This window comes from Fodinibius sp. Rm-B-1B1-1 (assembly GCF_038594945.1).
Classification (GTDB): Bacteria; Bacteroidota; Rhodothermia; order Balneolales; family Balneolaceae; genus Fodinibius; species Fodinibius alkaliphilus.
This window is the reverse complement of sequence record NZ_JBCFYD010000002.1, coordinates 927,184-950,139: the sequence shown is the minus strand read 5'-3', so window position 1 is coordinate 950,139 and position 22,956 is coordinate 927,184. Positions and strand designations below refer to the sequence as shown.

Genomic DNA, 22,956 nt, shown 5'->3' with positions numbered 1-22,956 from the left:
CAGATCATCTCATGAAACGCCTTATTGATGTTTATCCCTATAGCTACGTAAGTAATGAGGTGAAATTCCTTATTTTAAAACGTACTCATAATGTTATATACGGCGGACAATGGCGGATGGTTGGAGGAAAAGTTCAACAAGATGAAACAGCTTTTGAAGCAGGGGTTCGGGAACTTTGCGAAGAAACGAATTTAAAACCTACACTATTTTGGGTGCTTCCATCCATAAATCAATTTTATGATATGAAAAGCGATGCCGTAAAGCAGATTCCTGCTTTTGGAGCAGAAGTCGACAAAAATGCTAACATCGTATTAAATCACGAGCATGAAGATTGGAAATGGATTTCCCAAGATAAGATAGATACCTATATTCAATGGCCGGAACAGAAACGGCTGATGAACTTATTAGCAGATATTGTAACATCAAATCAAATTTTAGAGGAGTGGATCATAGCATCGTAGCAAACTTTTATCGCCACTGGGCAATAGCTATTATATTATTGTTTATTGGATTTACAGTCCCCAATGAATCCTTAGCCCAAGAAGATTCCTCGTATGAACTTCTTCCAGCTCCTGATATTTGGTACAATAGCGTGGATGGGGTTAGGACAGGAGTACGAGTCCGAGGGCAGATTCCCGGCACGTTTGGCGATGGTCCCCATCGACTTAATGCTGGACTTTGGCTGGGCACAAATATTCCCACTCATCCTGTATCATATTACCTGCGCTTTACCGAACCCATTCCCTCTATTTCAGATTTTGGGAGCGAAGGAAGCATCTCATTAGAGAGCCTATACCGAACTGGATTTCAACAACATGGCATCACCTTTAATAAACGTTGGCAAACCGGATTTAATGAATTGAACTACAAGGAGTTAGCAATAGGAGTTCGAGCAGAAGATCGCTTTAACTCTGACTATTTGCTATACCAACAACTGTGGCAAAACCAATGGTTATATTTGGCCAATGCCACCTTAGATCTCACCAATGTGAATGGGCTTGGACGATATGCACTCTCTTTTTCTGCTGATATTAACTTAGGAGGAGAAGCCGATTCCTTTTTGCGGAGTGCCGCTATACTTCGACAGCAAGTTAACCTATCAGAACGTTTTTCGTTATTTGGGCGACTATACACTGGCATTGCCAGTAATAATACTGCACCGGAATACCTTTTCACCCGTAGCTTTCGTTCTCCACGAAAATGGATGAACAGTGGATTAACAAGGGCACGAGGTACGATACCACCATCTTGGATGCAAATTGGAAACATACAGGTTACCGGTGGCCCTAACTTGCGAGGCTATCTAAAGAATGATATTCAGTCCCTGAATAATGGTACAGCACCGCTTTACACATCACTTTCGACTGTTAATATGGAACTCAATTATCCAAATCCTGCTGCAAAAGCGTTAAAAAATATCCCGGTTATAGGCGGACTTATTGATCTTCGCTCGTATGTATTTTTCGATGCCGGAACATCCTTAGGTATAAGCCGCTTTGAAGAGAGCAGGGTACTCTCTGATTCTGGACTGGGCTTTTTATTTTCGGTGGATATTCCTGATTATTTAGGTAAAAGCCGAGGTCTGGTGTTGCGATATGACTTACCTCTTTGGCTTTCGCATCCCGGAAATGAAGAATCATTCAAATTTCGTCAGCTCTTTGGCATTGGCGCAACAATATCACTTTAAGAAGGTTGAAAGCATATTTTTACATAGCGATCATATGTATGTTATCGGGCTTTTTGGGTTCGTGTACCAGTGCTCGATGGACTGTGCAGGAAAAACAGTCTGTCGACCATTCAGAATCTGAAATTGTTCGGGAAAATTATTTCTTACAGCAAAGTGGAGAAATAAATTCTGGAAATCCTGTCCTGAGTCTTGAATTATTTACTAAAACGGAATATGAATATCCGCAACGGGTTTTGGTACAGCGAACCATACAAGATTATCAATTGCGATGGGGATCGGTTGCTTTAGGGATAGGAGGGGCCACCATGGCATTTTATCTGGCCAATGCAACTGATTTTGGTCATGACACCTCTACCAAAAGATGGACCTTAAATGGAATGGGCGCATTAATGCTTGCTTCAGGCTTTTTAAATATGAAAGCCGTAGGTGATCCACAACCCACCGGTGAAGAACGGTACCTTCGGAGTACTGGTACTACAACAGAAATTGATACCATGCCAGCCAATAGTTCTATTGATACTACGGCATCGGTTTATATGCTCTACAATGATCTGATTATTTTTGAAGATAACAATCAACAATTATCAAACGGCAAGCTCAATATTCCTGTAGGAGATGCTCTTGAGGATCTAAATTTATCCGGTGCTAACCCCGGTAGTGTAACGGTTGAGGTTTTGTTTGCCGATTCCCTTTATCAATATGAATATCCTATAGAATCTGTCTTGCAGCCTTATGCTGTAGTTAATGATCAACTAACAGCCTTACGAAGCAGTGCTAATGAGAATGACGATAATGTACTGGCAGATCTTGTAGAGGGCAGCGAATTGAAGATCAATAACATTAATGACGAATGGTATCAAGTATTGTATGGCATATCAGAAACCTATATCAAAAAATCTTCTGCTGATATCATCTGGCGATCCGAAGATTATACGATAGAAGATCAGGTTGCCGTACCCCGCGTACCTTTTGGCAATGTGGATGTTGAAAGCAATATCCCTGTACTAAATCAGCAGAATAATAATGCTAAGGCATTACTGGTTGTAAATCAAAATTACGAAGAGCCGCTAAACACACGCAATTTTGCCTTTCGGGATGGCCGACTCATTCGAAGTTACTTGGAAAATGCTTTGGGATATAAGGAAGAAGATATTCACCAGTTAGCTGATATCCCCGACAGTGATACGCTTAATACGGTACTTTCATCCATCCAAGAAAGTGCTAATGACAGCACCGAATTCTTTGTCTATTTCAGTGGGTATGGAACCATCGAAACACAAAATAGTGCTAATGAACTGCAGCTGTTAACTGTTCCGTCAGAAGCCAAAACTGACTCAACCATATCGCTGCGTAGTATATTTAGCGAAATTGGAAAGGTATCATCAGCGAAGACTATTGTCCTTAGCGACATCGATTTCTCGGCAAGCAATCAGAAGGGTAGAACACCAGAAAATCAGCAACAGAAAATCATGGAGTATACGGTTTCGCCATTAACTGATGCCCATCCGAATAGTTCTATTCTGTTTGGAGCCCGACTCAACAACGTGTCTGGCTTGTATATGTCGCAAGGTGTGGAAAAAATGCATCATATTTTCCCATATTTCTTTGCCCGAGCCCTGCAAGAACGCCGAACGACTATTTCTGATATCTATCAATACCTTGAGCGAAATGTCTCGTACACATCACGCAAACTTTACGACCGCCCTCAATCACCGCTGCTATTCGGCAATACTCAACTTAATATAGTCAGTGAATAATGGCATATTTGTACTTGCTGTTAAGTTCTATATGCTCTCTGACTATTGCCCATCTGCTCAAAGTTACCGAAAGTAGAAACTTGCGAACCCTCAACACACTCACTGTCAACTATTTGGTGGCGGGTGTTTTTGCATTATTTGTAGGATACACTGGTGCGCTTAGTGCAACGCTCTCGTCCCATATAACTGTACTTCTTATATTCTGTGCCGTTGTGGGTGCCTTTTTTATCGGGAATTTTGTAGCCTACAGCAAATCAGTCCATGCAAATGGGGTCGGCATCACTATTGCTGCTATGCGCTTGTCGCTTTTGGTACCCGTTGTCATTTCCATCTATTGGTATGCCGAGTATCTTAATGCCATCAAAATTATAGGTATCATAGGTGTTTTTGGTGCCATGATATTACTCATCCCCAAGAAAAATAATATCAAAATAGGATCTATAAGTGCCTCGTGGTTATTGGTTGGTATTTTTGTACTTACCGGTTTTGCCGATGCTTCGCTAAAAATCTATGAGGAGGAGTTTAGTACGAACCTCAATGAACTCACGTTTATGGGCTTAGTTTTTACGGCTGCTTTTGTAATTGGATTGGTGATCAGTCTTTTCCAAAAAGGAAAACTTATCACCAGGCAAGAAGCCATTTTAGGGACAGCTATAGGAATCCCCAATTTGTATAGTTCTATTTTTTTAATTTATGCATTGGGAGGTATCAGCGGATCGGTTGCTTATCCTGTCGTAAATATTTTAAATGTTTTAGGTGGCACACTGCTCGGCTTATTTATTTGGGATGATACCGTAACAAGGAAACAATGGGCCGGCATCGGAGCTGCCATCATAGCCATAACGCTATTATTATGAGTGCCAATACTAATATTATTCAACAGATCAGAGAACGGGCTTCCAAACAAAACAAGACCATTGTATTCCCCGAGTCGAGTGATTCACGAGTATTACAAGCCACTGTTTTTTTAATTCAGAACCAGATTTGTAATGTCCAACTCATCGGAAGCAACAGGGAGATAGCCGATATAGCACATCGGTCAGGAGTAGTGCTTCCTGATGAAATCAGTTATTTGAACTCTAATACTGTGCAAGACAAAGATGAGCTAATCGATTACCTGTATCAACGGCGGAAGCATAAAGGGGTTACGAAAGATGAGGCTATGCAAGCACTTAACGACCCATTGTATTTGGGGGCGACGCTGGTGGCTACCAACAGGGCGGATGGTTGTGTGGCTGGATCGATGGCCACGACTGGAGACGTTATCCGTGCAGCCATTCACAGCATTGGGCTTCGGCAAGGAAATAATACGGTTTCCAGTACTTTTTTGATGGCTCTCGAAGGACAGCCGCCACTAACATACGCCGATTGTGGAGTAGTACCATATCCGGATGTCGAACAGCTGGCCGATATTGCTATTGAATCGGCCCGTACTCATAAATTGTTGACCCGAGAAGAATCCAAGGTGGCAATGCTTTCCTTTTCGACCAAAGGCAGTGCTCAACACGAACGAACAGAGCTTGTAGTAAAAGCTACAAAACGTATCCAACAAAAAGCCCCACAGCTAACTGTTGATGGTGAACTACAGTTTGATGCTGCTTTTGTCCCCGAAATCGCTCAGCGCAAAGCACCTGGCTCTCCTATAAAAGGGCAGGGTAACGTGTTTGTTTTTCCTAACTTAGATGCTGGTAACATCGCTTATAAAATTACCGAACGGTTGGCCGGGGCATCGGCAACGGGCCCTATTCTGCAGGGGCTGGCTAAACCTATGATGGATCTTTCACGGGGTTGCCACTGGCAAGATATTGTTAACGCTGCCTGCGTTGCTATTTTAATGGGAGAATAGTACAAAAATGTCCGCCCATAAATACTACCTATCTCCATAATAGCATTTTTCGATTAGTAATCGGGAAGATGCTATCCGATCTTTACACACTAAAATGAAGTATTGAAGGGAGGTAATATTTCCGTCTGAATTAAGTTTAAGTTACAGCCAATAATCCTTATATTTGAGGCTCTGTGAAAGCGAGTTCTATCAATAGTTCGATTGGGTCTAATTAGAATTAATCCAAATCCAGTCTCGAACGTCGCAGCATTAATTACTGTTTTAGAATTAAATTGACGAAATCGTAAAATTTACCGCAATAATTTCTTATGAGTGAAACTGAAGCGTTAGAATCCATGGTTGGTGGTGAGTATAAGTATGGTTTTACCACCGATGTGGAATATGAAGATTTTCCCAAGGGTATCAATGAGGATATCATCCGCGAAATTTCTCGTCGCAAAGATGAGCCGGAATGGGTACTTGAATTCCGTCTGGAAGCTTTTGAAAAATGGAAGCAGATGGAAGAGCCCGACTGGCCGAATGTAGAGTACGAGAAGCCGGACTTTGATAACATCCAGTATTATTCTTCAACAAAAAAGAAGGATGGCAAGAAGAATCCGGATAGTCTGGATGATGTTGATCCGCAAATTTTGGAGACCTATGAAAAGTTAGGGATTCCCCTTGAAGAGCAGAAGCAGCTGCAAGGTATCGCTGTTGATGCTGTTTTCGACAGTGAGTCTATTTTTACCACTTTTAAGGAAAAGCTTGCTGATGCGGGCGTTATTTTCTGCTCTATCTCTGAAGCTATTCAGGACCACCCCGAGCTGGTGAAAGAATATATGGGATCGGTTGTTCCCAAGGGTGATAACTTTTATGCCGCATTGAACTCGGCTGTATTTTCAGATGGATCATTTGTATACGTTCCCGAAGATACGGTTTGTCCAATGGAGCTTTCTACGTATTTCCGTATTAATAACATGCAATCGGGACAGTTTGAGCGTACACTTATTATCTGTGAGGATAATAGTCACGTAAGTTACCTCGAAGGGTGTACGGCACCGCAATACCAACAAAACCAGTTGCACGCAGCTGTTGTTGAATTAGTTGCCCTTGAAGATGCTGAGATTAAATACTCAACCATTCAGAACTGGTATTCCGGTGATGAAGAAGGGCAGGGCGGAATCTTTAACTTTGTGACGAAGCGAGGACATTGCCGTGGAGACAATTCCAAGATTTCCTGGACGCAGGTAGAAACAGGATCTGCCATTACGTGGAAGTATCCAAGCGTAATTATGCAGGGAGATAACTCTGTTGGTGAGTTTTATTCTGTGGCGGTAACAAATAATCGTCAGCAGGCAGATACCGGCACGAAGATGATTCACGTCGGTAAAAACACGAAGAGCACTATCATTTCGAAGGGCATTTCTGCGGGTAAATCTCATAACAGCTACCGCGGACTTGTTAAAATCAGTCCTCGAGCTGAGGGAGCACAGAATTACTCGGTTTGTGACTCAATGCTTATTGGGCAGACTTGTGGGGCGCATACCTTCCCATATATCGAATCGGCTAACCCGACAGCAAAAGTAGAACATGAGGCATCGACCAGCCGCGTAGGTGAAGATCAGATCTTTTATCTGCAACAACGTGGTATGGATGAAGATGATGCAATTTCGCTTATCGTTAATGGTTTTGCTAAAGAAGTATTACAAGAACTGCCGATGGAGTTTGCCGTTGAAGCTGACAAATTGCTCGGTATTAAGCTCGAAGGCAGTGTAGGTTAATCTTATATAGATCAGAAAACTTTTTAATCAAAAATATTAGAGGAATAAGGTAACGTGTTAGAAATCAAAGATTTACATGTTTGTGTTGAAGAGGATCCATCAGAAGAGATCCTTAAAGGAGTTAACTTGACTATTAATGACGGTGAGATCCATGCAATTATGGGTCCCAATGGGAGTGGTAAAAGTACTCTTTCTAAAGTTGTAGCAGGACATGAGGCCTACGAAGTTACACAAGGCGATATCCTGTATAACGGAGAAAGTATTTTAGAACTTGAGGCTGATGAACGTGCTCATTTAGGTATTTTTCTCGCTTTCCAATATCCTGTTGAAGTGCCCGGCGTAACAAATAAGAATTTGCTTCGCCAGGCATACAATACCATTGCTCAAGAACAGGGACGTGAAGAGCTGGATCCCCTTCAGTTTGAGGATTATGCCCATGAGAAGCTGGAACTCGTTGACATGGATCCCGCATTTTTGGATCGTAGTGTCAATGCCGGATTCAGTGGTGGTGAGAAGAAACGTAATGAGATTTTCCAGATGGCAGTACTCAATCCCAAGCTCTCGTTCCTCGATGAAACGGACTCTGGATTGGATATTGATGCCCTGAAGATTGTTGCCAATGGCATTAATCAGATCTCAAGTGAAGATAACGCCGTTGTTCTAGTAACACACTACCAGCGCATTTTGGATTACGTAACGCCCGATCACGTGCACGTAATGATCGACGGCAAGATTGCCAAGTCCGGCGATAAAGATCTGGCCATTAAGCTTGAAGAGCAAGGCTATGATTGGATAACTGACGCAGTATCTGTAAATGGTGAACAGCAATAATTAACATGGGTAACGTGAAAAAACAAGAACGAACGTTTTTACAAGACTTACTTAACTTTCAGGGTTCACTGAATGGCAAGTCTAAATTCTTAGACGAAGTACGCCTCAAAGGGGCAGAGGAAGTTCGCAATATTCCATTTCCTACAAAGAAGATTGAAGAATGGAAGTTTATCAGTCTCCGAGATCTATATAAAGATTCATATACTTTGGCCTCGGACGTGGATGTTGAACTCCCAGATATCAGCGAGCATTACCTGCCGGAAAGTGAAGGCGCACGCATGGTATTCGTCAATGGAACATTTTCTGCGGAGCATTCTTCTACGGATGATATTCCCGATGAGGTCGTTATAGGAAATATCGCTAAACTGGCCGAAGAGGATAACGAGCTTCTCAAAGGACACCTCAACAAATATCTTGAGAATAATTTTGAGGAAGATATTTTCTCTTCATTTAATAAGGCCTTTTTAACTGACGGTGTGTTTGTCTATGTCCCTGAAGGACTTACGGTTGATGTACCGTTGCACATGCTTTTTGTTCAAACGGATGCCGATGAGAAGTACTTTACAACGTCACGCAGTGTCGTTGTTGCCGATAAAGAATCAGAAGTAACAATTGTTGAAGATCATATCGGACTTGGCGACAACAAGTATTTCAATTTGCCTGTTGTAGAAGTTAATGCTGAAGAAGAGTCATATGTGAAACACACTAAGATTCAGCGCGATAGCAAGGAGGCTATCCACATTGCACGAACGGCTGCTTTTGTACATCATCATGCTGATTACGAGTCATATACAATTACACGAGGTGCCAAGCTTTCACGTAACGAGCCTCGTATTTCGCAACGTGATGAAGAAGTTGAGTTTACGGTAGATGGACTTGTACTTATTGATGGCGACCAGGTTTCTGATACGCACTCCGTGATGGATCACCGTTTCTCGCACTGCGAAAGTCACCAGTTGCACAAATGTGTGATCACGGGTAAGGCACACTCCGTATTTAATGGAAAGATTTTTGTCCGTAAAGACGCGCAAAAGATCGATTCTTTCCAAGAGAACCGGAACCTGTTGCTTTCTCGCAAGGGATTGGTCAACACCAAACCTCAACTTGAGATTTTTGCTGATGATGTAGTCTGTACACACGGTGCTACTGTAGGACAGCTTGAAGAAGATGAGCTATTCTACCTTAAAAGCCGCGGGTTGAATGACCAGCAGGCACGCGAAATGCTTATTTACGCTTTCGCACTCGAAACCATCGAAAATATTACAGTCGACTCTGTGCAAGAACTACTGGTAGATGAAGTCCACAAATTCACTGAGAATCAACTCGATTCTAAACTTACAGTATAATAAAGGTTAGCAATGGCTGAAGCTGCAACAAAAACCAAGCAAAATGTAGATTTTTCTCGCATTCGAGAACAGTTTCCTGTCCTTTCGCAAGAGGTCAAGGGACAGCCCTTGGTATACCTTGATAATGCAGCTTCAAGCCAGATGCCTACGCGGGTAGCAGATCGTATCGATGCCTATCATCGCAACGAGCATGCAAATGTACACCGTGGTATTCATACGCTCAGCCAAAAAGCGACTGATGCTTATGAGGAGACTCGTAAAAAGGTGCAGCAGTTCATCAATGCTGAGCACCAAGAGGAAATCATCTATACCACTGGGACAACCGATTCAATAAATTTGGTAGCCCATAGTTTTGGTGACCGGTTTATTGATGAAGGGGACGAGATTTTAATCTCAGAAATTGAGCATCACGCAAATATTGTTCCCTGGCAGATGGTTGCCGAACGAAAGGGAGCCAAGGTACAAGTTATCCCTGTTAACGATGATGGTGATATCATCTGGGATGAGTATGTGAATCTACTTAATGAAAAAACTGCAATTGTCGCTGTCGGACACGTTTCAAATGCTTTAGGCACCGTTCATCCCGTTAAAAAGATGATTGCCAAAGCTCATGAATATGAGATCCCCGTATTGGTGGATGGAGCCCAAGCCGTACCACATACGCCTGTCGATGTTCAAGATTTGAGCGCCGACTTTTACGCTTTTTCAGCGCATAAGATGTGTGGTCCTACCGGCTTTGGCATTCTCTATGGCAAGAAGCAATATCTTGATAAGATGCCTCCATATCGCGGTGGAGGAGATATGATTGACAAAGTTTCGTTTGAAGAAACTACGTATAATATTACCCCTCATAAATTTGAGGCAGGCACGCCGCCCATTGCAGCGGGCATTGGCTTTGGTGAAACGATCTCATTCTTGGAAGAAGTTGGGATGCAAAATATTGCTGACAAAGAACACCAGTTACTTTCATATGGTACAAAGCAGCTACAGTCGATAGATGGTATTCGTATCATCGGTACATCTCAAGAAAAAGCCTCTGTGCTTTCTTTTGTACATAATAATATTCATGCCGCTGACATTGGTACAATTTTAGATCAGCAGGGCATAGCCATTCGTACTGGCCACCATTGTGCACAACCGACGATGCGTCGATTTAATGTACCCGCTACAGCACGAGCGTCACTCTCATTCTATAACACTAAGGATGATATCGACCGTTTAATCGAAGGAATTAAAAAAGCGATATCTATTTTTAACGACTCATAATTCCAGCTTAAGTCGAAGCTGTGAATTGAACTATTTTATATTTATATTCGTTCTAAATAGTGAAATTTTAAAAGCTATTAGACCAAACTTACTATGCCAAAGATCAAAGAAATTGAACGCACCCCAAATCCCGATGCCATGCGTTTTGTATTGGGAGATCCCCTGACCAATGGAGTTACAAAATCATTTGAAGATGCTTCAGACGCCGAACATGATGAATTGGCGTCAGCACTTTTCGATATCGATCACGTAATTAATGTGTATTACGTTGATAAATATGTGACGGTAACCCAAGACGGTGATGCGGTTTGGTCAGAGCTTCTTCGTCAACTCGCTCCCCCCATTCGTGAGGCGAAGCAGCAAACAGATGCCGAGGAAGATGAGGAAGTACATGCTACGAAAGAGGTTCAGGAAACGGATGATCCTCGACTTCAAGAAATTAACCAGCTACTTGATGAGCAGGTTCGACCATATTTGCTTGCTGATGGAGGTGGGCTTAAGATCTTGGGTCTTGACGGCAACCGTTTGAAAGTCCACTACCAGGGAGCCTGTGGGACTTGCCCAACGGCTACCAGCGGAACACTTTATGCTATCGAGAGCATGGTTAAACGCATTGATCCCGAGATACAGGTTGTCTCTGTTTAATTAAACAGGAAGGGGTATTTTATGTCAATTTCTATTACAGAACGCGCTGCGGAACGTATCAAGCAGATTCGAGAAGAGCAGCAAATCGGTGAAGATGCACTCCTTCGTGTTGGCGTCGTCAGTGGAGGTTGCTCAGGGCTTACCTATGATCTTGAATTTGATACCAAAGAAAATCCTGATGAGGAAGAGCAGCAGTTTGAGGACAAGGGGATTAGGCTCATCGTAGATATGCGCAGCTTTCTGTATCTCTCTGGTACAAAGCTCGACTACACCGATGGATTAAATGGTGAAGGGTTTCACTTTCATAATCCGAATGCCAATCGCACATGCTCGTGCGGAGAATCATTTTCGATCTAAGCTATGGCTACAGATACACAAGGAGAAATTGTCAATAAGGTCAAACAGTCTGATAAACTGATTACCATCGATCTACAAAAGTATTTCGATGAGACCCCCAGAACTGAGTTAGATCTAAAACAATTTCTTTTTAAAGGGATGATTCTCAAGGAGCAGGAATTCCGCGATTCGCTTGAAGAACACGATTGGAGTCAATATGATGGGCAGTATGTGGGCGTATTTTGTTCTACTGATGCTATTATATCTAAATGGGCATATATGCTTGTGGGACAGCATCTTGCAGGTCATGCAAAAGATATTTTCAAGGGGCAAAAAGAGGATATGCTTTTCGAATTATATCGCCGTAATCTGGAAGGTCTCGATTGGTCAGCATACGAAGATAAGTTTGTAATCCTCAAAGGATGTTCAAGCAAGGAAAAGCCCGTGCCCGAGAGCGTATATTTACATGCTACTCAAAAGCTCGTGCCGTACGTAAAAAAGTTAATGTATGGAGAAGCTTGCTCGAACGTTCCGGTGTATCGCGATTAACAGCTTTATCATTTACTTGGATGCCCACCGTCCGATTCTTACTTTCAAGCAGGACAAATTTTAACCAATCTATTAACTGTGTACGCATTAGTCACCGGAGCATCCCGCGGCATTGGAAAGAGCATTACAAAAGCATTACTAAGAGATGACTTTCGGATAATAGGTACGGCCCGATCTTCTGAATTCCCTAATGAGTTTACTCAGAACAATCGTTTTCAATCTCTATATGTAGATCTGTCCGACCCGATCGCTGTAGAAAAAAAGATCAAGCCGATATTTGAAAGGGAAGAAGCTCCAAATGTGCTCATCAATAATGCTGGAATTTTCAAGGAATCTGGCTTTGATAAAGGTGATGAATTTTGGCTGGAGCAGTGGGATCAAACAATGCAAGTAAATCTTCGTGCTCCAGCACTTATATCAAAATGGGCCTTAAATCGATGGACCAAAGAAGGGGAGGGATATCTGATTAACGTATCGTCTCGAGCTGCTTATCGCGGTGATACGCAAGAGTATTCAGCTTATGCGGCCTCTAAGGGCGGATTAGTCGCTTTTACTAAAAGCGTGGCCCGCGATTTCGGAGAACAGGGTATTTCGGCCTATTCTATAGCGCCAGGCTTTATCAAAACAGATATGGCAATGGATTCTATCGATGTATACGGCGAAGAATATTTGACCCAAGGCATGGCTTTTGATGAGATCACTTCTCCCGATGAAGTAGGCGAACTTGTGGCATTTCTTGCAAGCGGAAAAGTGCCACACATGACAGGATCGACGTTCCATATTAACGGTGGAAGCTACATGATTTAATTATGAGTATTAAAGACCGCAAAAAAGATCATGTTGATTTAACAGCGGCGGGAGATATGAGCTATCAAGTTCCTACCGGATTTGAACAGTACTATTTTGCTCATAACGCACTGCCGGAAATTAATATTGATGATGTATCCACGCAGACAACTTTATTGGGACGCTCATTTTCATTTCCACTGTTCATTTCATCAATGACCGGCGGGTATACCGATGCTGGTGCTGTTAATGCTATTATTGCCGAATTTTGCGCTGATTATAATCTACCGTTTGGGGTTGGTAGTCAACGCATTATGCTTGAAGATAATGATGCTGAAGCTTCATTTTCTGTGGTGAGAGAAAAAGCCCCCGATGCATTTATTGCTGCCAATATTGGTGGTGCACAGCTGGTAGGAGGCTTATCTCCGGATGGCCTGCAACTTTTGATAGAATCTATAGAAGCTGATGCCGTTATCGTACATTTGAATCCCCTCCAAGAACTGATGCAGCCTGAAGGAGATCGTAACTTCAAAGGCATTGAAGAAGGAATCCAACAGCTTTGTTCAGATACTAATTTGCCTGTCATTGTTAAAGAAACGGGAGCTGGAATTTCCGGATCCGTTGGTCAGCGATTATTGGAAGCTGGTGTGAACATCATTGATGTCGCCGGTGCAGGAGGGACCAGCTGGGCCAAAGTGGAGAATGAACGAGCTTCAAATAAAAATCCTGATACTGATTTCAATAACTGGGGGATTCCTACGTTAGAATGTGTTACACAGCTTACAAAACTGAAGTCGACCCATAACTTTGAACTCATTGCCTCAGGGGGTATCCGATCAAGTCATGATATTGCAAAATCGCTTTGTTTGGGTGCTGATTTTGCTGCTTCTGCACAACCTATTATTAAAGCGATTGTAGATAATGGCTACGAAGGACTTGAAGGGTTATTTCTAAAATGGAAAAAACAGTTGATTACTATTCTTACACTTTTGGGGTGCGAGTCGCCTTCAGAATTAAATCCCAACCACCTAAAACTGAAGCAATAACATCTCCAAAATGTTGTTGTAAATTACTTATATTTGGCCTTTTGTAAACTCAGCTACAAGAACTTGGAAATAACAGATCAACAGCAGCAAATATCTGAACAAATTGAAGAGCAACTGGAAGCATTAGATTTGCCAGAAGAGCCGTCGTTACTCTATGACCCGGTTCGATATACACTATCATTGTCTGGCAAGCGTGTGCGTCCTTATTTAACGCTCATCGGCTGTGGTATGTGTGGTGGAGATCTTGAAGAAGCACTTCCTGCAGCAATATCTATTGAGTTGCTTCATAATTTCACCCTCTTGCATGACGACATTATGGACCGAGCTGAGACTCGTCGCGGGGAACCCAGTGTATTTAAAAAGTGGAACTCTAACACCGCGATTTTATCTGGTGATGCCATGTATGCCAAAGCCTTTAAGCAGCTTCAATATTATGGGGAAGAAGATTCATATTCAAAAAATCAGTATAAAACGATCTTAGACCTTTTCCTGGACAGTGCCGAAACGGTGTGTGAAGGGCAGGCTTTTGATTTGATGTTTGAAAATCAGCCTGATGTTAGCATTGAGGAATATATTCGGATGATTGAAGGAAAAACCGCGGCCTTAATAAGCGGTGCTCTTGCCATGGGTGGGGCTGTTGCAGGCGTTTCATCTGATGTTCTCGAAGAGTTACAATATGTCGGAAAAAAAGCAGGTATTGCATTTCAAATTCAAGATGATTTATTGGATGCGACCGCTGACCCCGATAAGTTTGGCAAGAAAAAGGGAGGGGATATCATTGAAGGTAAAAAGACATATCTCACCCTGCTTGCGCTTGATCGCTGTAATACAAAACAAGAAGCCGAACTGAAGGCTATATTAGGTGATCCTGAATCTGAAATTGAACAGATAAATCGTGTTATTGGCATTTATGAGGATTTGGATATTATCCAAGACACTAAAAAGGCGGTGCAATACCATTACCAAGAAGCTTTAACTCATCTTGAAGCATTTGAAGATTCAGCATACAAAACAGAAATTTTTAGTTTTTTTAATCGTTTGATCTCTCGTGAATATTAAATCACAAAAAATAATGTATAAGATTTCTACCCTAACCCATAAGTTTTCTTGTCTCTTACTATTAGCATTCGTTTTTATATCCTGTAAAAATGATGCCCTTATTCAAAGGGGAGACTCTTTGGAGGTTGCTTATGACAAGGCAATGGCCTTTTATGAAAAAGAGGATTACACTGAGGCTGCCGAGGCTTTTGAAACGGTAGTACAAATTGCCCGCGGTACTGAATATGGACAAGATGCTCAATTCTATCTTGCTGAATCATATTATAATGACGGTCGCTATTTGTTGGCGGCTTCGGAATATGAACGGTTTATTTCCCTGTTCCCCCGAGAAGAACGTCGGCAAGAAGTTCAATTCAAAGAAGCATATTGTTATTACAAACTCAGCCCACGGTATAGATTAGATCAAAAATATACCCGTACGGCCATTGAAAAATTTCAGCTTTACACTTCTCGTTTCCCAAACTCGGAACGGGCTGATGAGGTAGGAATATATATATCCGAAATGCGATCTAAGCTGGCTAAGAAGCTGTATCATTCAGCAAATATGTATATGCGGACTGATCGCTATGAAGCAGCTATCATTTATTACGATTTAACGATTGACAAATATCCCGAGACCAAATGGGCGCAACGTGCTTTAGTGGATGAAATAGAAACCTATAATACGTATGCAAGTCGTAGTATTCTTCCACGGCAAAAAGAACGTTATCAAAAGGCAATAGAATCTTACGAAACGTTTATTCAGTTATTCCCAAATGGGGAACATCGCGAAGAGGCTGAAGAGCTTGTTGATGAAGCACGATCAGCAATAGCTGAGCTCCCTGATGATATTCCTGTTGTTGAAGAAGAAGAGGAGGAGGAGGTCCAGCAAGCTGAACAGAATACACAAACAACAAATACAAATTAATGTCACCCCCCGGGAAGAGCATAGGAATATTAGGGGGGAGTTTTGACCCTGTACACAAGGGGCATATTTCTATTGCAAAATCATTTCTGGAATCTGATTATATTGATGAGTTATGGGTTCTTTTAACCCCCGACCCACCTCATAAAACAGAAACTTCGCTTGCTGACTATCGTTATCGGTTAAAAATGCTGCAAGCGGCATTTGGAGATATTGAAGGAGTTAACGTTAGCGACCTTGAGAATAAGCTCTCTCAACCTTCATATACTATTCAAACCCTTAAATACTTATACGAAACCTATCCGCAGCACAAGTTCTTTCTTTGTATTGGAGGAGACTCTTTTCAGGATTTTAAAAGCTGGAAAGATTGGCAACAAATTCTTGCACACTGTAACCTTCTGGTAGCCAAACGGCCGGGAACCAATACAAAAAACATGGATGACTCTATCCTGAAAAATACTTATTTCATCAATCACCATCCCATAGCTGTCTCTTCAACCGAAGTTAGAGAGTTGGTACGAACCGGCAACGATATTTCCAACCTGGTTCCGAAAGAGGTTGAACAAATCATTGAAACAAATAACCTATATAACTCTATTGATTAATGATGGATCGCAAAGGATTTCTACGACTGATATCTGCTGGTGGATTAGGATCGCTATTTGGGTCAAGTATACATTCTAACGGCACTAAAAACCCAACGATCAAGCCTACAGCACTAAAAAAAGGCGATACGATTGGACTCATAAGTCCGGGGTTTATCTTACCTGAGCGCAAGCAGTACGATAAGATTGTAGATCAAATACAAAAACTGGGTTATACCGTTAAAGAAGGCCCCAATGCGCGTAACACCAACGGCTATCTGGCCGGAACTGATAAAGAGCGAGTCGCTGACCTGCATGCCATGTTTGCTGATGATTCAGTAGGTGCCATCTTGCCTTTTAGAGGCGGCTGGGGCTGTAATCGCCTGTTGCCACTTATTGATTTTGATCTGATTCAAAATAATCCCAAAATAATTGTGGGATTCAGTGACATTACTACATTGCTACTGGCAATTTATGCTAAAACCGGATTAATTACTTTTCATGGTCCCGTAGGAAAATCGGATTGGACAGATTTTACTGTCCAGCATTTCCGAGATGTATTACATGGAACCAACGATTATATAGCTGAAATACCTGAAGGCAAGTTGTGTGACGACTGCAATTCATTATCGGTGATTACCCCCGGCCAAGTTTCGGGACGTCTTTTAGGCGGGAATTTAACCGTACTATCAGCCATGATGGGATCAGATTACTTGCCCCAATGGCAAGACAATATCCTGTTTATTGAAGATGTGGGTGAAGCCGTATATCGCATTGATCGCATGTTAACACAGCTTAAGTTAAATGGCGTACTCGACCAAATATCAGGCTTTGTATTAGGACAATGTAACAGCTGTGATCCCTCAAATTCATACAGTCAATCATTACATGACGTACTAAATGACCATATTAAGCCCCTTGGTATCCCGGCATTTTCGGGAGCGTTAATAGGGCATATCGAAAACATGACAACTCTTCCCGTTGGTTTACAAGCTTCAATAGATGCTGGTAAGGGAACAATATCAATTGGAGAATCAGCTGTATTATAAATCAGGGTAGGGAGAGATACTTTCGGATAATCCATTCTGCACACAATAGGAGAATCATAAGAAGAAACCACCCCAAATGTTGATGTAAATAAAAGAAATCGGTTTCTGTTTTCTCCTGTGAATTCAACAGTTCACGGCCATTCAAACGATCCCAAAAATTGGCCAGTGAATCAAAAGGAATATATTCTCCATCGGTACGCTGGGCAAGCTGACGTAGCAGCTGATCATTCCTGGTTGTATTAATAAACTCAGCATTCGAAGCACTCACTGAAAACTTACCTTTTTGGGTATCTAAAACCCGATCTCCCTTTTGTGCCGAACCCTCGAATGAATACAAACCTTCCGGCAACGGCGTAAGATTCAGTCGATAATTTCCGTTATTGACATGCTCCATCGAATAGGTACGGCTCTCCATTGAGTCCGACTGAATGGTAACCATAATGTTTGCATCCGGCTCACTTTCACCGCGCTCATTCACCAAGCTGGCATTAAACATCACATTTTCAGATCCTGAAAACGATGATTTCTGTGGCTGCATATCGAGCAATTCATTATCAGGATCAGTAGCAGTCCAGCTAATTATATTTTGCCATAGCTGTCGTACAAATTGCTGAACCTCGGCATTCGGATTTTGTTGATATCGATACCAGTTAAAAGCAGCTATCATCGCTTGACGTCTATTACCAAGCTCTTGAACCGTAATTACAGGTTGCCCAGTGGGTTCTCCCTGATGTACACTTTGAAATAATACCTGTGTCCCCGTTACGGGCATTATATTATCAGTTGGAAATGCCAAAGGCGGGAGCCGATTAAAAGTTACAGGGGTTAACTCAAGAATAGGATGGTCAGTATTCTCGATGTTTAAATGTAACGTTACAGGTGAATAATTCCTGAGATCACCTGCATTAACCGGCAGCTGTGCAATCTCTTCTTCAAATCGTCCGGCCCCAAATTGCGGAGTAGCTGCCACAATATAGGGCACTTCTTCGATTATTAACTTTAGCCTCGTTTCTATATCGGCAGATAATCCTGTTTGGGGATATCCATGAATAATTACTAAGTCAAGCGAATCGGGATCAACATCAAAATCTCCTTCAATAAAACGATTACCTTGCAACCATGTTCGGTTTGTGAGGCTGGTATTTTCATCCGAAAGCAATAGTGATCGTACAAATCGAACATCAGGATGAACTTCGAGAGCCAAAGATAAAATACGCTGCTTAGTATCCTGGACATCAATACTAAACCGTTGCGTATTATTTTCGGCAGTCCATTCTCCTTCCAGGGTAGGGATATGAATTTCGTACTGCTGTAATCCTTCCTGATTAAGCAAAAGCTCAAAATTTATTTCTGAGCTACTATTCTCTATTTCTGGTACAACGGTCTTCGTTGATAAAATTTCGTCCCCCTTTCTAAGCTCAACCGGTATTGAAGCTCCCTGAAACCCCTGACTATTAATTGTTACAGTAACAGATTGTGTAGTATTCAGGTAACCACTCGAGTTTGTTGATATTGAAGAAACCAACACATCCTCCTGAATGGTCGTATCACCCACTCCGATCGTAAAAACAGGTATCTCCAAGTCAGATGTCTCATAAATAGGATTTCTGCCCATTGTATAAATACCATCACTAACCAAAATAGCTGCATTAATATCATTTTCTTGACCTTGGATGGCTTCTACTGCGGCAGAAAGGTCTGTCTGGTCGTCATTAAATGTTAAGCTATCAAAGGAAGTGGGGTTTACGCGATTCCCAAAAGATAAAGGATTTAGATTAACCGCATCAGACTCTGGAAAACGTAATGTGTTTAGGACTTCGTTATAACTGTCACGGCCTTGATAATCAGCTTTTTGAATATTAGTGCTCGCTGAATTATCCAGTAATACTAAAATATTAGCTGGTTCTAAGTAGGATGTTTCTGTCTTTATGAACGGATTAATCAGTACCAGCAAGAGAATTCCAAAAACCAATGCACGCAACGTAATCAGGGTATAGCGAAACTTTTTTGGAACACTCTGAATAGTTGAATATGACCACCACGATAAGACTGTAGTACTGATAAAAATCAGGATATATACCCAAAGGGGCAGAGAGGCTTGAAATCCTTGAAAAATGAAGTCCACAGCGGTTGTCTTTACATTTCCTCGAGCAACATTCCAATCAGCTTGTCTACGGTTAATCCCTCGGCTTCGGCCGCATAATTATTTACAATGCGATGACGAAGTACCGGTTTGGCCAAAGCTCGAATATCTTCTTCCGAAACATTATAACGTCCACGTGAAAGAGCCCGTGCTTTGCTTCCCAAGATTAAATATTGCGATGCTCTTGGCCCAGCTCCCCAACTCATGTATTTTTTTATGAACTCTGGGGCAATATCCGATTGTGGACGTGTTTTTGTAACCAGTTCTACAGCCGACTGCAGAACGCCTTCGGGCACAGGTACTTCCCTGACAAGGTCTTGCAGCTCAATAATTTGCTCTGCATTTAAAACGGGATTGATTTCAGCTTCCCCCAACGATGTTGTCTGACTTACAATATCCTGCTCTTCCTGGAGCGATGGATAGTCGAGCCACAGGTTAAACATAAAACGATCGAGCTGTGCCTCGGGCAGGGGATACGTTCCTTCCTGTTCAATAGGATTTTGTGTAGCCAAAACAAAGAACGGCAGTTCAAGGGGATAAGTATGTCCCGCAGCAGTAATATGAAATTCCTGCATTCCTTCTAATAAAGCCGCTTGCGTTTTAGGAGGGGTACGGTTAATCTCATCCGCCAAAATGATATTCGCAAAAATAGGGCCTTTGACGAATTTAAAACTCTTCTTGCCCGTTTCACGATTATCCTCAATCACTTCGGTTCCGGTAATATCACCAGGCATCAAGTCGGGCGTAAATTGGATCCGACTGAAGTCTAAATTCAGTGTTTGTGATACCGTCTGGATCAGCAATGTTTTTGCAAGCCCGGGCACCCCAATAAGTAAACAATGCCCCCGAGAAAAAAGACACAGCAGTAGCTGATCTAAAATTTCTTCCTGCCCAATAATGACTTTCCCAACCTCTTTTCGTATCTGCTGAAAAGAATCTTGAAAAAAGTCGACTGCCTCAACTGACTCCTCGGGGATAGAACTCATATTATTAGTTTACCTCGGCCTCAGTTCCTGTATTATTGGCATTCGACTCATTAGGAAGCATCTGCTCAGTATCAGTACTCACATTATTAGGAACAGATATTTTGTATTCTACATACATTTTATTCCGCAATTTAGAGAGTAGTTTACTCATATGCTCCACTTGCTTTTCTTGCAAAGCGGCTTGTTTAATACGGTTATAATCCTGTTTTAGATTTGCTCGGTGCTCCTCAATACGTCGGTCAAGACGAACAATACGAAACGCTCGTTGCGATTCATTTTCTTCGCCCATCGTAAACGATTTTGGCTCAGAAATATCACCAACCTCAGCAAGTAATAAGACAATGCGGTATAAAGCAGGGTCTAACTGTTCGAGTGCAATTAATCGTTCACCGGTTTGCGGATTCAACACGCGACCACCTTGTGGTGCTGTATTGGGATCCTCAGAGTGCTTGCGAGCCATCTCTGCAAACGTAATATCATCATTGGTCAATACAGAATCTCGGATCTGTTCCAGCTTATCAATCGCTGCCTGGTCGTCATAGCTTTCACCACCAACCTCGATAAGAATGTGATTGGTATCGATCTGGTCACCTTGGCGTTTATTCAAACGGATGACATGAAATCCAAAACTGGTTTCAACAACCTGAGATATTTCCCCGGGCTCAAGTGCAGAAGCTGCCGCAGAATACTCAGCAACAAAGTCATCGAGCGACATCATTGGTAATTTTCCATCCGATGATGCAGATGGACCGTCACTGTACTTTCGTGCCATCTCCTCGATGGTTTTATCGTGATTTAACACCGAGTCGCGAAGCTGTTTCGCCAGTTCACGAGCCTGAGTTCGTGCATCTTGCAAGGGTGGGGGGACGGCTACAATTTGTGATACTGCTACCTGCTCAGGAATTTGGGGTAAAGAATCCTGAGGAATCTTGTTAAAGTACTCTTCTACTTCTGGACGGGTAATAGAAACCTTATTTCGCTTTTGTTGTTGGAATTGCTGTACCACCATTTGTTCACGATAATTGTCCCGCAGGTCGGCCCTTATTTGCACAATACTTTGACCCATTTGTTCTTCAAGTGCTTGCTCACTTCCAACTTGATCAATAAATGAATTAATTCTCTGATTAATTTGCTGATCAACCATTTCATCACTAACAACAATAGAATCGCGTTTAGCCTGGTCCAGCATCACATAGCGATCGATGATATTTTCCAGTACGGTGTACCAAATATCATCACTAAACGAAACCCGTTGGTTTTGCTGCTGCTGGAGCTGCATCAGATACTGTTGAACTTCCTGATCAACATCAGATTTTAAAACAATATGATCATTAACAACAGCAACTATTTGGTCAAGTTTCTTTTCAGAAGACTTATTTTGTGCGTGTGTCAAGAAGGGGGTTAATGTTAATGAAACAACAAAAAAGAGCAGTAAATAAACTTTATTCATTCGATAAGGTATTTTCAAGTGTGTCTTGAACCGTTGTGTTTTGATTAGATTTAGATGATAAAACGTTAAAAGTCTCGACTTCATTATTCGATTCTGCCTTAAGATAAAGATTCTTTATGAACGAACTTAAATTTCGCTGCCGGTTGTTTAAGGTTAACCAATCCTTTATCTGTTCAGTTAACCAATTTAAATCGGGATGATTGCCTTCGGCTTTAGTATCCATCAATTGAACAAAATGGTAAACACCATTAACACGTTGAATGGGGGATATTTCGCTCTGCCCAATGACATTGAGGTATCTGTTCATAATATCAATACCTTGTGCTGCCATTGATATCGGCCAATATTGCTCAGCTTCACTAAGAGCCCTGGAGGGATCAATAGCATACTCTTGGGCTACCTCAGCCCAGGGAACGCCTCCTAACAAATCCTGACGTGCATTACGTGCTTCAGCCAGCGTTTTCGTTCTCATATGCCGATATTGAACAAAATCTTCTTCAAGTACAAACTGATCCTTATTTTTCTGATAATACGAACGTGCCTGCTCATCGGTAGCTGTTAGTTCTTTCTCTGCATTAGTCAATACATAATCTTTCAGGGCCTGACGCAAAACCTCGTCTCGGGCTTGCTCTATTTTTTTCTGTATTTCTTGCTTTTGATGCAATCCCAACCTTTTCGCTTCCTGCAGCAATAATTGTTGGCGAACCCAGCTGTCCCGATACTGCATAAGGGCATTTACACTGTCTTCCGCTAATACATGATCAGGAATATCATCCACCGCTTGATCAATGGTTAGGTATTCGTTACCCACTCGTGCAAGCGAGTTTTCGGTGTTCCCCTGCATAGACTGATCGCAAGTGGTTAACAGATAACCTAATGCGAACAAAAATAGGAAAATTGGTATTCGACGAATATCGATAAACATA

The 22,956-nt window shown here is 42.0% G+C and carries 22 protein-coding genes; 18 read left to right on the top strand and 4 right to left on the bottom strand.

Going from position 1 to position 22,956, the window contains the following annotated elements:
• Nucleotides 1-11: 11 nt before the first annotated feature.
• The 18 genes from AAFH98_RS11505 (at nt 12) to AAFH98_RS11420 (ending at nt 17,451) form a co-directional block, all read left to right on the top strand.
• Complete coding sequence (locus tag AAFH98_RS11505; RefSeq protein WP_342522860.1) at nt 12-461, top strand: NUDIX domain-containing protein; 450 nt, start codon at nt 12-14, stop codon at nt 459-461.
• Nucleotides 443-1,687, top strand: coding sequence for a BamA/TamA family outer membrane protein (locus tag AAFH98_RS11500; protein WP_342522859.1), 1,245 nt, complete (start codon nt 443-445; stop codon nt 1,685-1,687). The genes AAFH98_RS11505 and AAFH98_RS11500 overlap by 19 nt, the downstream gene beginning before the upstream one ends.
• Before the next feature lie 38 nt (nt 1,688-1,725).
• Nucleotides 1,726-3,444: a caspase family protein gene (locus AAFH98_RS11495; protein ID WP_342522858.1), complete on the top strand. Its 1,719-nt coding sequence runs from the start codon at nt 1,726-1,728 to the stop codon at nt 3,442-3,444.
• Entirely contained in the window at nt 3,444-4,301 is an 858-nt protein-coding gene (locus AAFH98_RS11490; protein ID WP_342522857.1) for a hypothetical protein, read from the top strand. The genes AAFH98_RS11495 and AAFH98_RS11490 overlap by 1 nt, the downstream gene beginning before the upstream one ends.
• Nucleotides 4,298-5,290: a phosphate acetyltransferase gene (gene pta / locus AAFH98_RS11485; RefSeq protein ID WP_342522856.1), complete on the top strand. Its 993-nt coding sequence runs from the start codon at nt 4,298-4,300 to the stop codon at nt 5,288-5,290. Before AAFH98_RS11490 ends, pta begins: the two co-directional genes overlap by 4 nt.
• 308 nt (nt 5,291-5,598) lie before the next feature.
• Entirely contained in the window at nt 5,599-7,050 is a 1,452-nt protein-coding gene (sufB, locus tag AAFH98_RS11480) for a Fe-S cluster assembly protein SufB (RefSeq protein ID WP_342522855.1), read from the top strand.
• A gap of 54 nt (nt 7,051-7,104) precedes the next feature.
• On the top strand, nt 7,105-7,881 hold the full coding sequence (sufC, locus tag AAFH98_RS11475; protein ID WP_342522854.1) for a Fe-S cluster assembly ATPase SufC: 777 nt from the start codon (nt 7,105-7,107) through the stop codon (nt 7,879-7,881).
• 5 nt (nt 7,882-7,886) lie between these two features.
• Nucleotides 7,887-9,227 (top strand): Fe-S cluster assembly protein SufD, encoded by a 1,341-nt coding sequence (gene sufD / locus AAFH98_RS11470; protein WP_407935498.1) that lies wholly within the window; start codon nt 7,887-7,889, stop codon nt 9,225-9,227.
• A 12-nt stretch (nt 9,228-9,239) separates the two neighbouring features.
• Nucleotides 9,240-10,493 carry a cysteine desulfurase gene (locus AAFH98_RS11465; protein WP_342522852.1) on the top strand — a complete coding sequence of 418 codons (1,254 nt, stop codon included), beginning with the start codon at nt 9,240-9,242 and terminating at the stop codon, nt 10,491-10,493.
• Nucleotides 10,494-10,586: 93 nt separating this feature from the next.
• Nucleotides 10,587-11,138, top strand: coding sequence for a NifU family protein (locus AAFH98_RS11460; RefSeq protein WP_342522851.1), 552 nt, complete (start codon nt 10,587-10,589; stop codon nt 11,136-11,138).
• Nucleotides 11,139-11,159: 21 nt separating this feature from the next.
• Nucleotides 11,160-11,495 (top strand): HesB/IscA family protein, encoded by a 336-nt coding sequence (locus AAFH98_RS11455; protein WP_342522850.1) that lies wholly within the window; start codon nt 11,160-11,162, stop codon nt 11,493-11,495.
• Nucleotides 11,496-11,498: 3 nt separating this feature from the next.
• Entirely contained in the window at nt 11,499-12,023 is a 525-nt protein-coding gene (locus AAFH98_RS11450) for a DUF2480 family protein (protein WP_342522849.1), read from the top strand.
• Nucleotides 12,024-12,101: 78 nt separating this feature from the next.
• The gene (locus AAFH98_RS11445; RefSeq protein ID WP_342522848.1) at nt 12,102-12,830 is read left to right on the top strand and encodes an SDR family oxidoreductase; all 729 of its coding nucleotides are present in this window, start codon (nt 12,102-12,104) and stop codon (nt 12,828-12,830) included.
• A 2-nt stretch (nt 12,831-12,832) separates the two neighbouring features.
• Complete coding sequence (gene fni / locus AAFH98_RS11440; protein WP_342522847.1) at nt 12,833-13,855, top strand: type 2 isopentenyl-diphosphate Delta-isomerase; 1,023 nt, start codon at nt 12,833-12,835, stop codon at nt 13,853-13,855.
• Between the two features lie 63 nt (nt 13,856-13,918).
• Nucleotides 13,919-14,914 (top strand): polyprenyl synthetase family protein, encoded by a 996-nt coding sequence (locus AAFH98_RS11435; protein WP_342522846.1) that lies wholly within the window; start codon nt 13,919-13,921, stop codon nt 14,912-14,914.
• 13 nt (nt 14,915-14,927) lie between these two features.
• Entirely contained in the window at nt 14,928-15,821 is an 894-nt protein-coding gene (locus AAFH98_RS11430) for an outer membrane protein assembly factor BamD (RefSeq protein ID WP_342522845.1), read from the top strand.
• The gene (gene nadD, locus AAFH98_RS11425) at nt 15,821-16,423 is read left to right on the top strand and encodes a nicotinate (nicotinamide) nucleotide adenylyltransferase (RefSeq protein WP_342522844.1); all 603 of its coding nucleotides are present in this window, start codon (nt 15,821-15,823) and stop codon (nt 16,421-16,423) included. The genes AAFH98_RS11430 and nadD overlap by 1 nt, the downstream gene beginning before the upstream one ends.
• Complete coding sequence (locus AAFH98_RS11420) at nt 16,423-17,451, top strand: S66 peptidase family protein (protein WP_342522843.1); 1,029 nt, start codon at nt 16,423-16,425, stop codon at nt 17,449-17,451. The genes nadD and AAFH98_RS11420 overlap by 1 nt, the downstream gene beginning before the upstream one ends.
• Nucleotide 17,452: 1 nt before the next feature.
• Here the strand turns inward: AAFH98_RS11420 and AAFH98_RS11415 are convergent, their stop codons facing one another.
• From AAFH98_RS11415 to AAFH98_RS11400, 4 genes are read right to left on the bottom strand one after another with little or no spacing between them, the layout of a single operon-like run.
• A complete protein-coding gene (locus tag AAFH98_RS11415) occupies nt 17,453-19,576 on the bottom strand; it encodes a vWA domain-containing protein (protein ID WP_342522842.1) in 2,124 nt (707 codons plus the stop codon).
• 11 nt (nt 19,577-19,587) lie between these two features.
• Entirely contained in the window at nt 19,588-20,580 is a 993-nt protein-coding gene (locus AAFH98_RS11410; RefSeq protein WP_342522841.1) for an AAA family ATPase, read from the bottom strand.
• A gap of 4 nt (nt 20,581-20,584) precedes the next feature.
• The gene (locus tag AAFH98_RS11405) at nt 20,585-22,030 is read right to left on the bottom strand and encodes a peptidylprolyl isomerase (RefSeq protein ID WP_342522840.1); all 1,446 of its coding nucleotides are present in this window, start codon (nt 22,028-22,030) and stop codon (nt 20,585-20,587) included.
• A complete protein-coding gene (locus AAFH98_RS11400) occupies nt 22,023-22,955 on the bottom strand; it encodes a hypothetical protein (protein ID WP_342522839.1) in 933 nt (310 codons plus the stop codon). Before AAFH98_RS11400 ends, AAFH98_RS11405 begins: the two co-directional genes overlap by 8 nt.
• Nucleotide 22,956 lies beyond the last annotated feature (1 nt).

Bases quoted from the DNA above. Each gene is read 5' to 3' on its own strand.
- AAFH98_RS11455 (WP_342522850.1), top strand. From the start codon at position 11,160: ATGTCAATTTCTATTACAGAACGCGCTGCGGAACGTATCAAGCAGATT.
- AAFH98_RS11405 (WP_342522840.1), bottom strand. From the start codon at position 22,030: ATGAATAAAGTTTATTTACTGCTCTTTTTTGTTGTTTCATTAACATTA.
- AAFH98_RS11410 (WP_342522841.1), bottom strand. From the start codon at position 20,580: ATGAGTTCTATCCCCGAGGAGTCAGTTGAGGCAGTCGACTTTTTTCAA.
- AAFH98_RS11460 (WP_342522851.1), top strand. From the start codon at position 10,587: ATGCCAAAGATCAAAGAAATTGAACGCACCCCAAATCCCGATGCCATG.
- AAFH98_RS11420 (WP_342522843.1), top strand. From the start codon at position 16,423: ATGATGGATCGCAAAGGATTTCTACGACTGATATCTGCTGGTGGATTA.
- pta (WP_342522856.1), top strand. From the start codon at position 4,298: ATGAGTGCCAATACTAATATTATTCAACAGATCAGAGAACGGGCTTCC.
- AAFH98_RS11490 (WP_342522857.1), top strand. From the start codon at position 3,444: ATGGCATATTTGTACTTGCTGTTAAGTTCTATATGCTCTCTGACTATT.
- AAFH98_RS11450 (WP_342522849.1), top strand. From the start codon at position 11,499: ATGGCTACAGATACACAAGGAGAAATTGTCAATAAGGTCAAACAGTCT.
- nadD (WP_342522844.1), top strand. From the start codon at position 15,821: ATGTCACCCCCCGGGAAGAGCATAGGAATATTAGGGGGGAGTTTTGAC.
- sufD (WP_407935498.1), top strand. From the start codon at position 7,887: ATGGGTAACGTGAAAAAACAAGAACGAACGTTTTTACAAGACTTACTT.
- AAFH98_RS11465 (WP_342522852.1), top strand. From the start codon at position 9,240: ATGGCTGAAGCTGCAACAAAAACCAAGCAAAATGTAGATTTTTCTCGC.
- AAFH98_RS11400 (WP_342522839.1), bottom strand. From the start codon at position 22,955: ATGTTTATCGATATTCGTCGAATACCAATTTTCCTATTTTTGTTCGCA.
- sufB (WP_342522855.1), top strand. From the start codon at position 5,599: ATGAGTGAAACTGAAGCGTTAGAATCCATGGTTGGTGGTGAGTATAAG.
- AAFH98_RS11505 (WP_342522860.1), top strand. From the start codon at position 12: ATGAAACGCCTTATTGATGTTTATCCCTATAGCTACGTAAGTAATGAG.
- AAFH98_RS11495 (WP_342522858.1), top strand. From the start codon at position 1,726: ATGTTATCGGGCTTTTTGGGTTCGTGTACCAGTGCTCGATGGACTGTG.
- fni (WP_342522847.1), top strand. From the start codon at position 12,833: ATGAGTATTAAAGACCGCAAAAAAGATCATGTTGATTTAACAGCGGCG.
- AAFH98_RS11430 (WP_342522845.1), top strand. From the start codon at position 14,928: ATGTATAAGATTTCTACCCTAACCCATAAGTTTTCTTGTCTCTTACTA.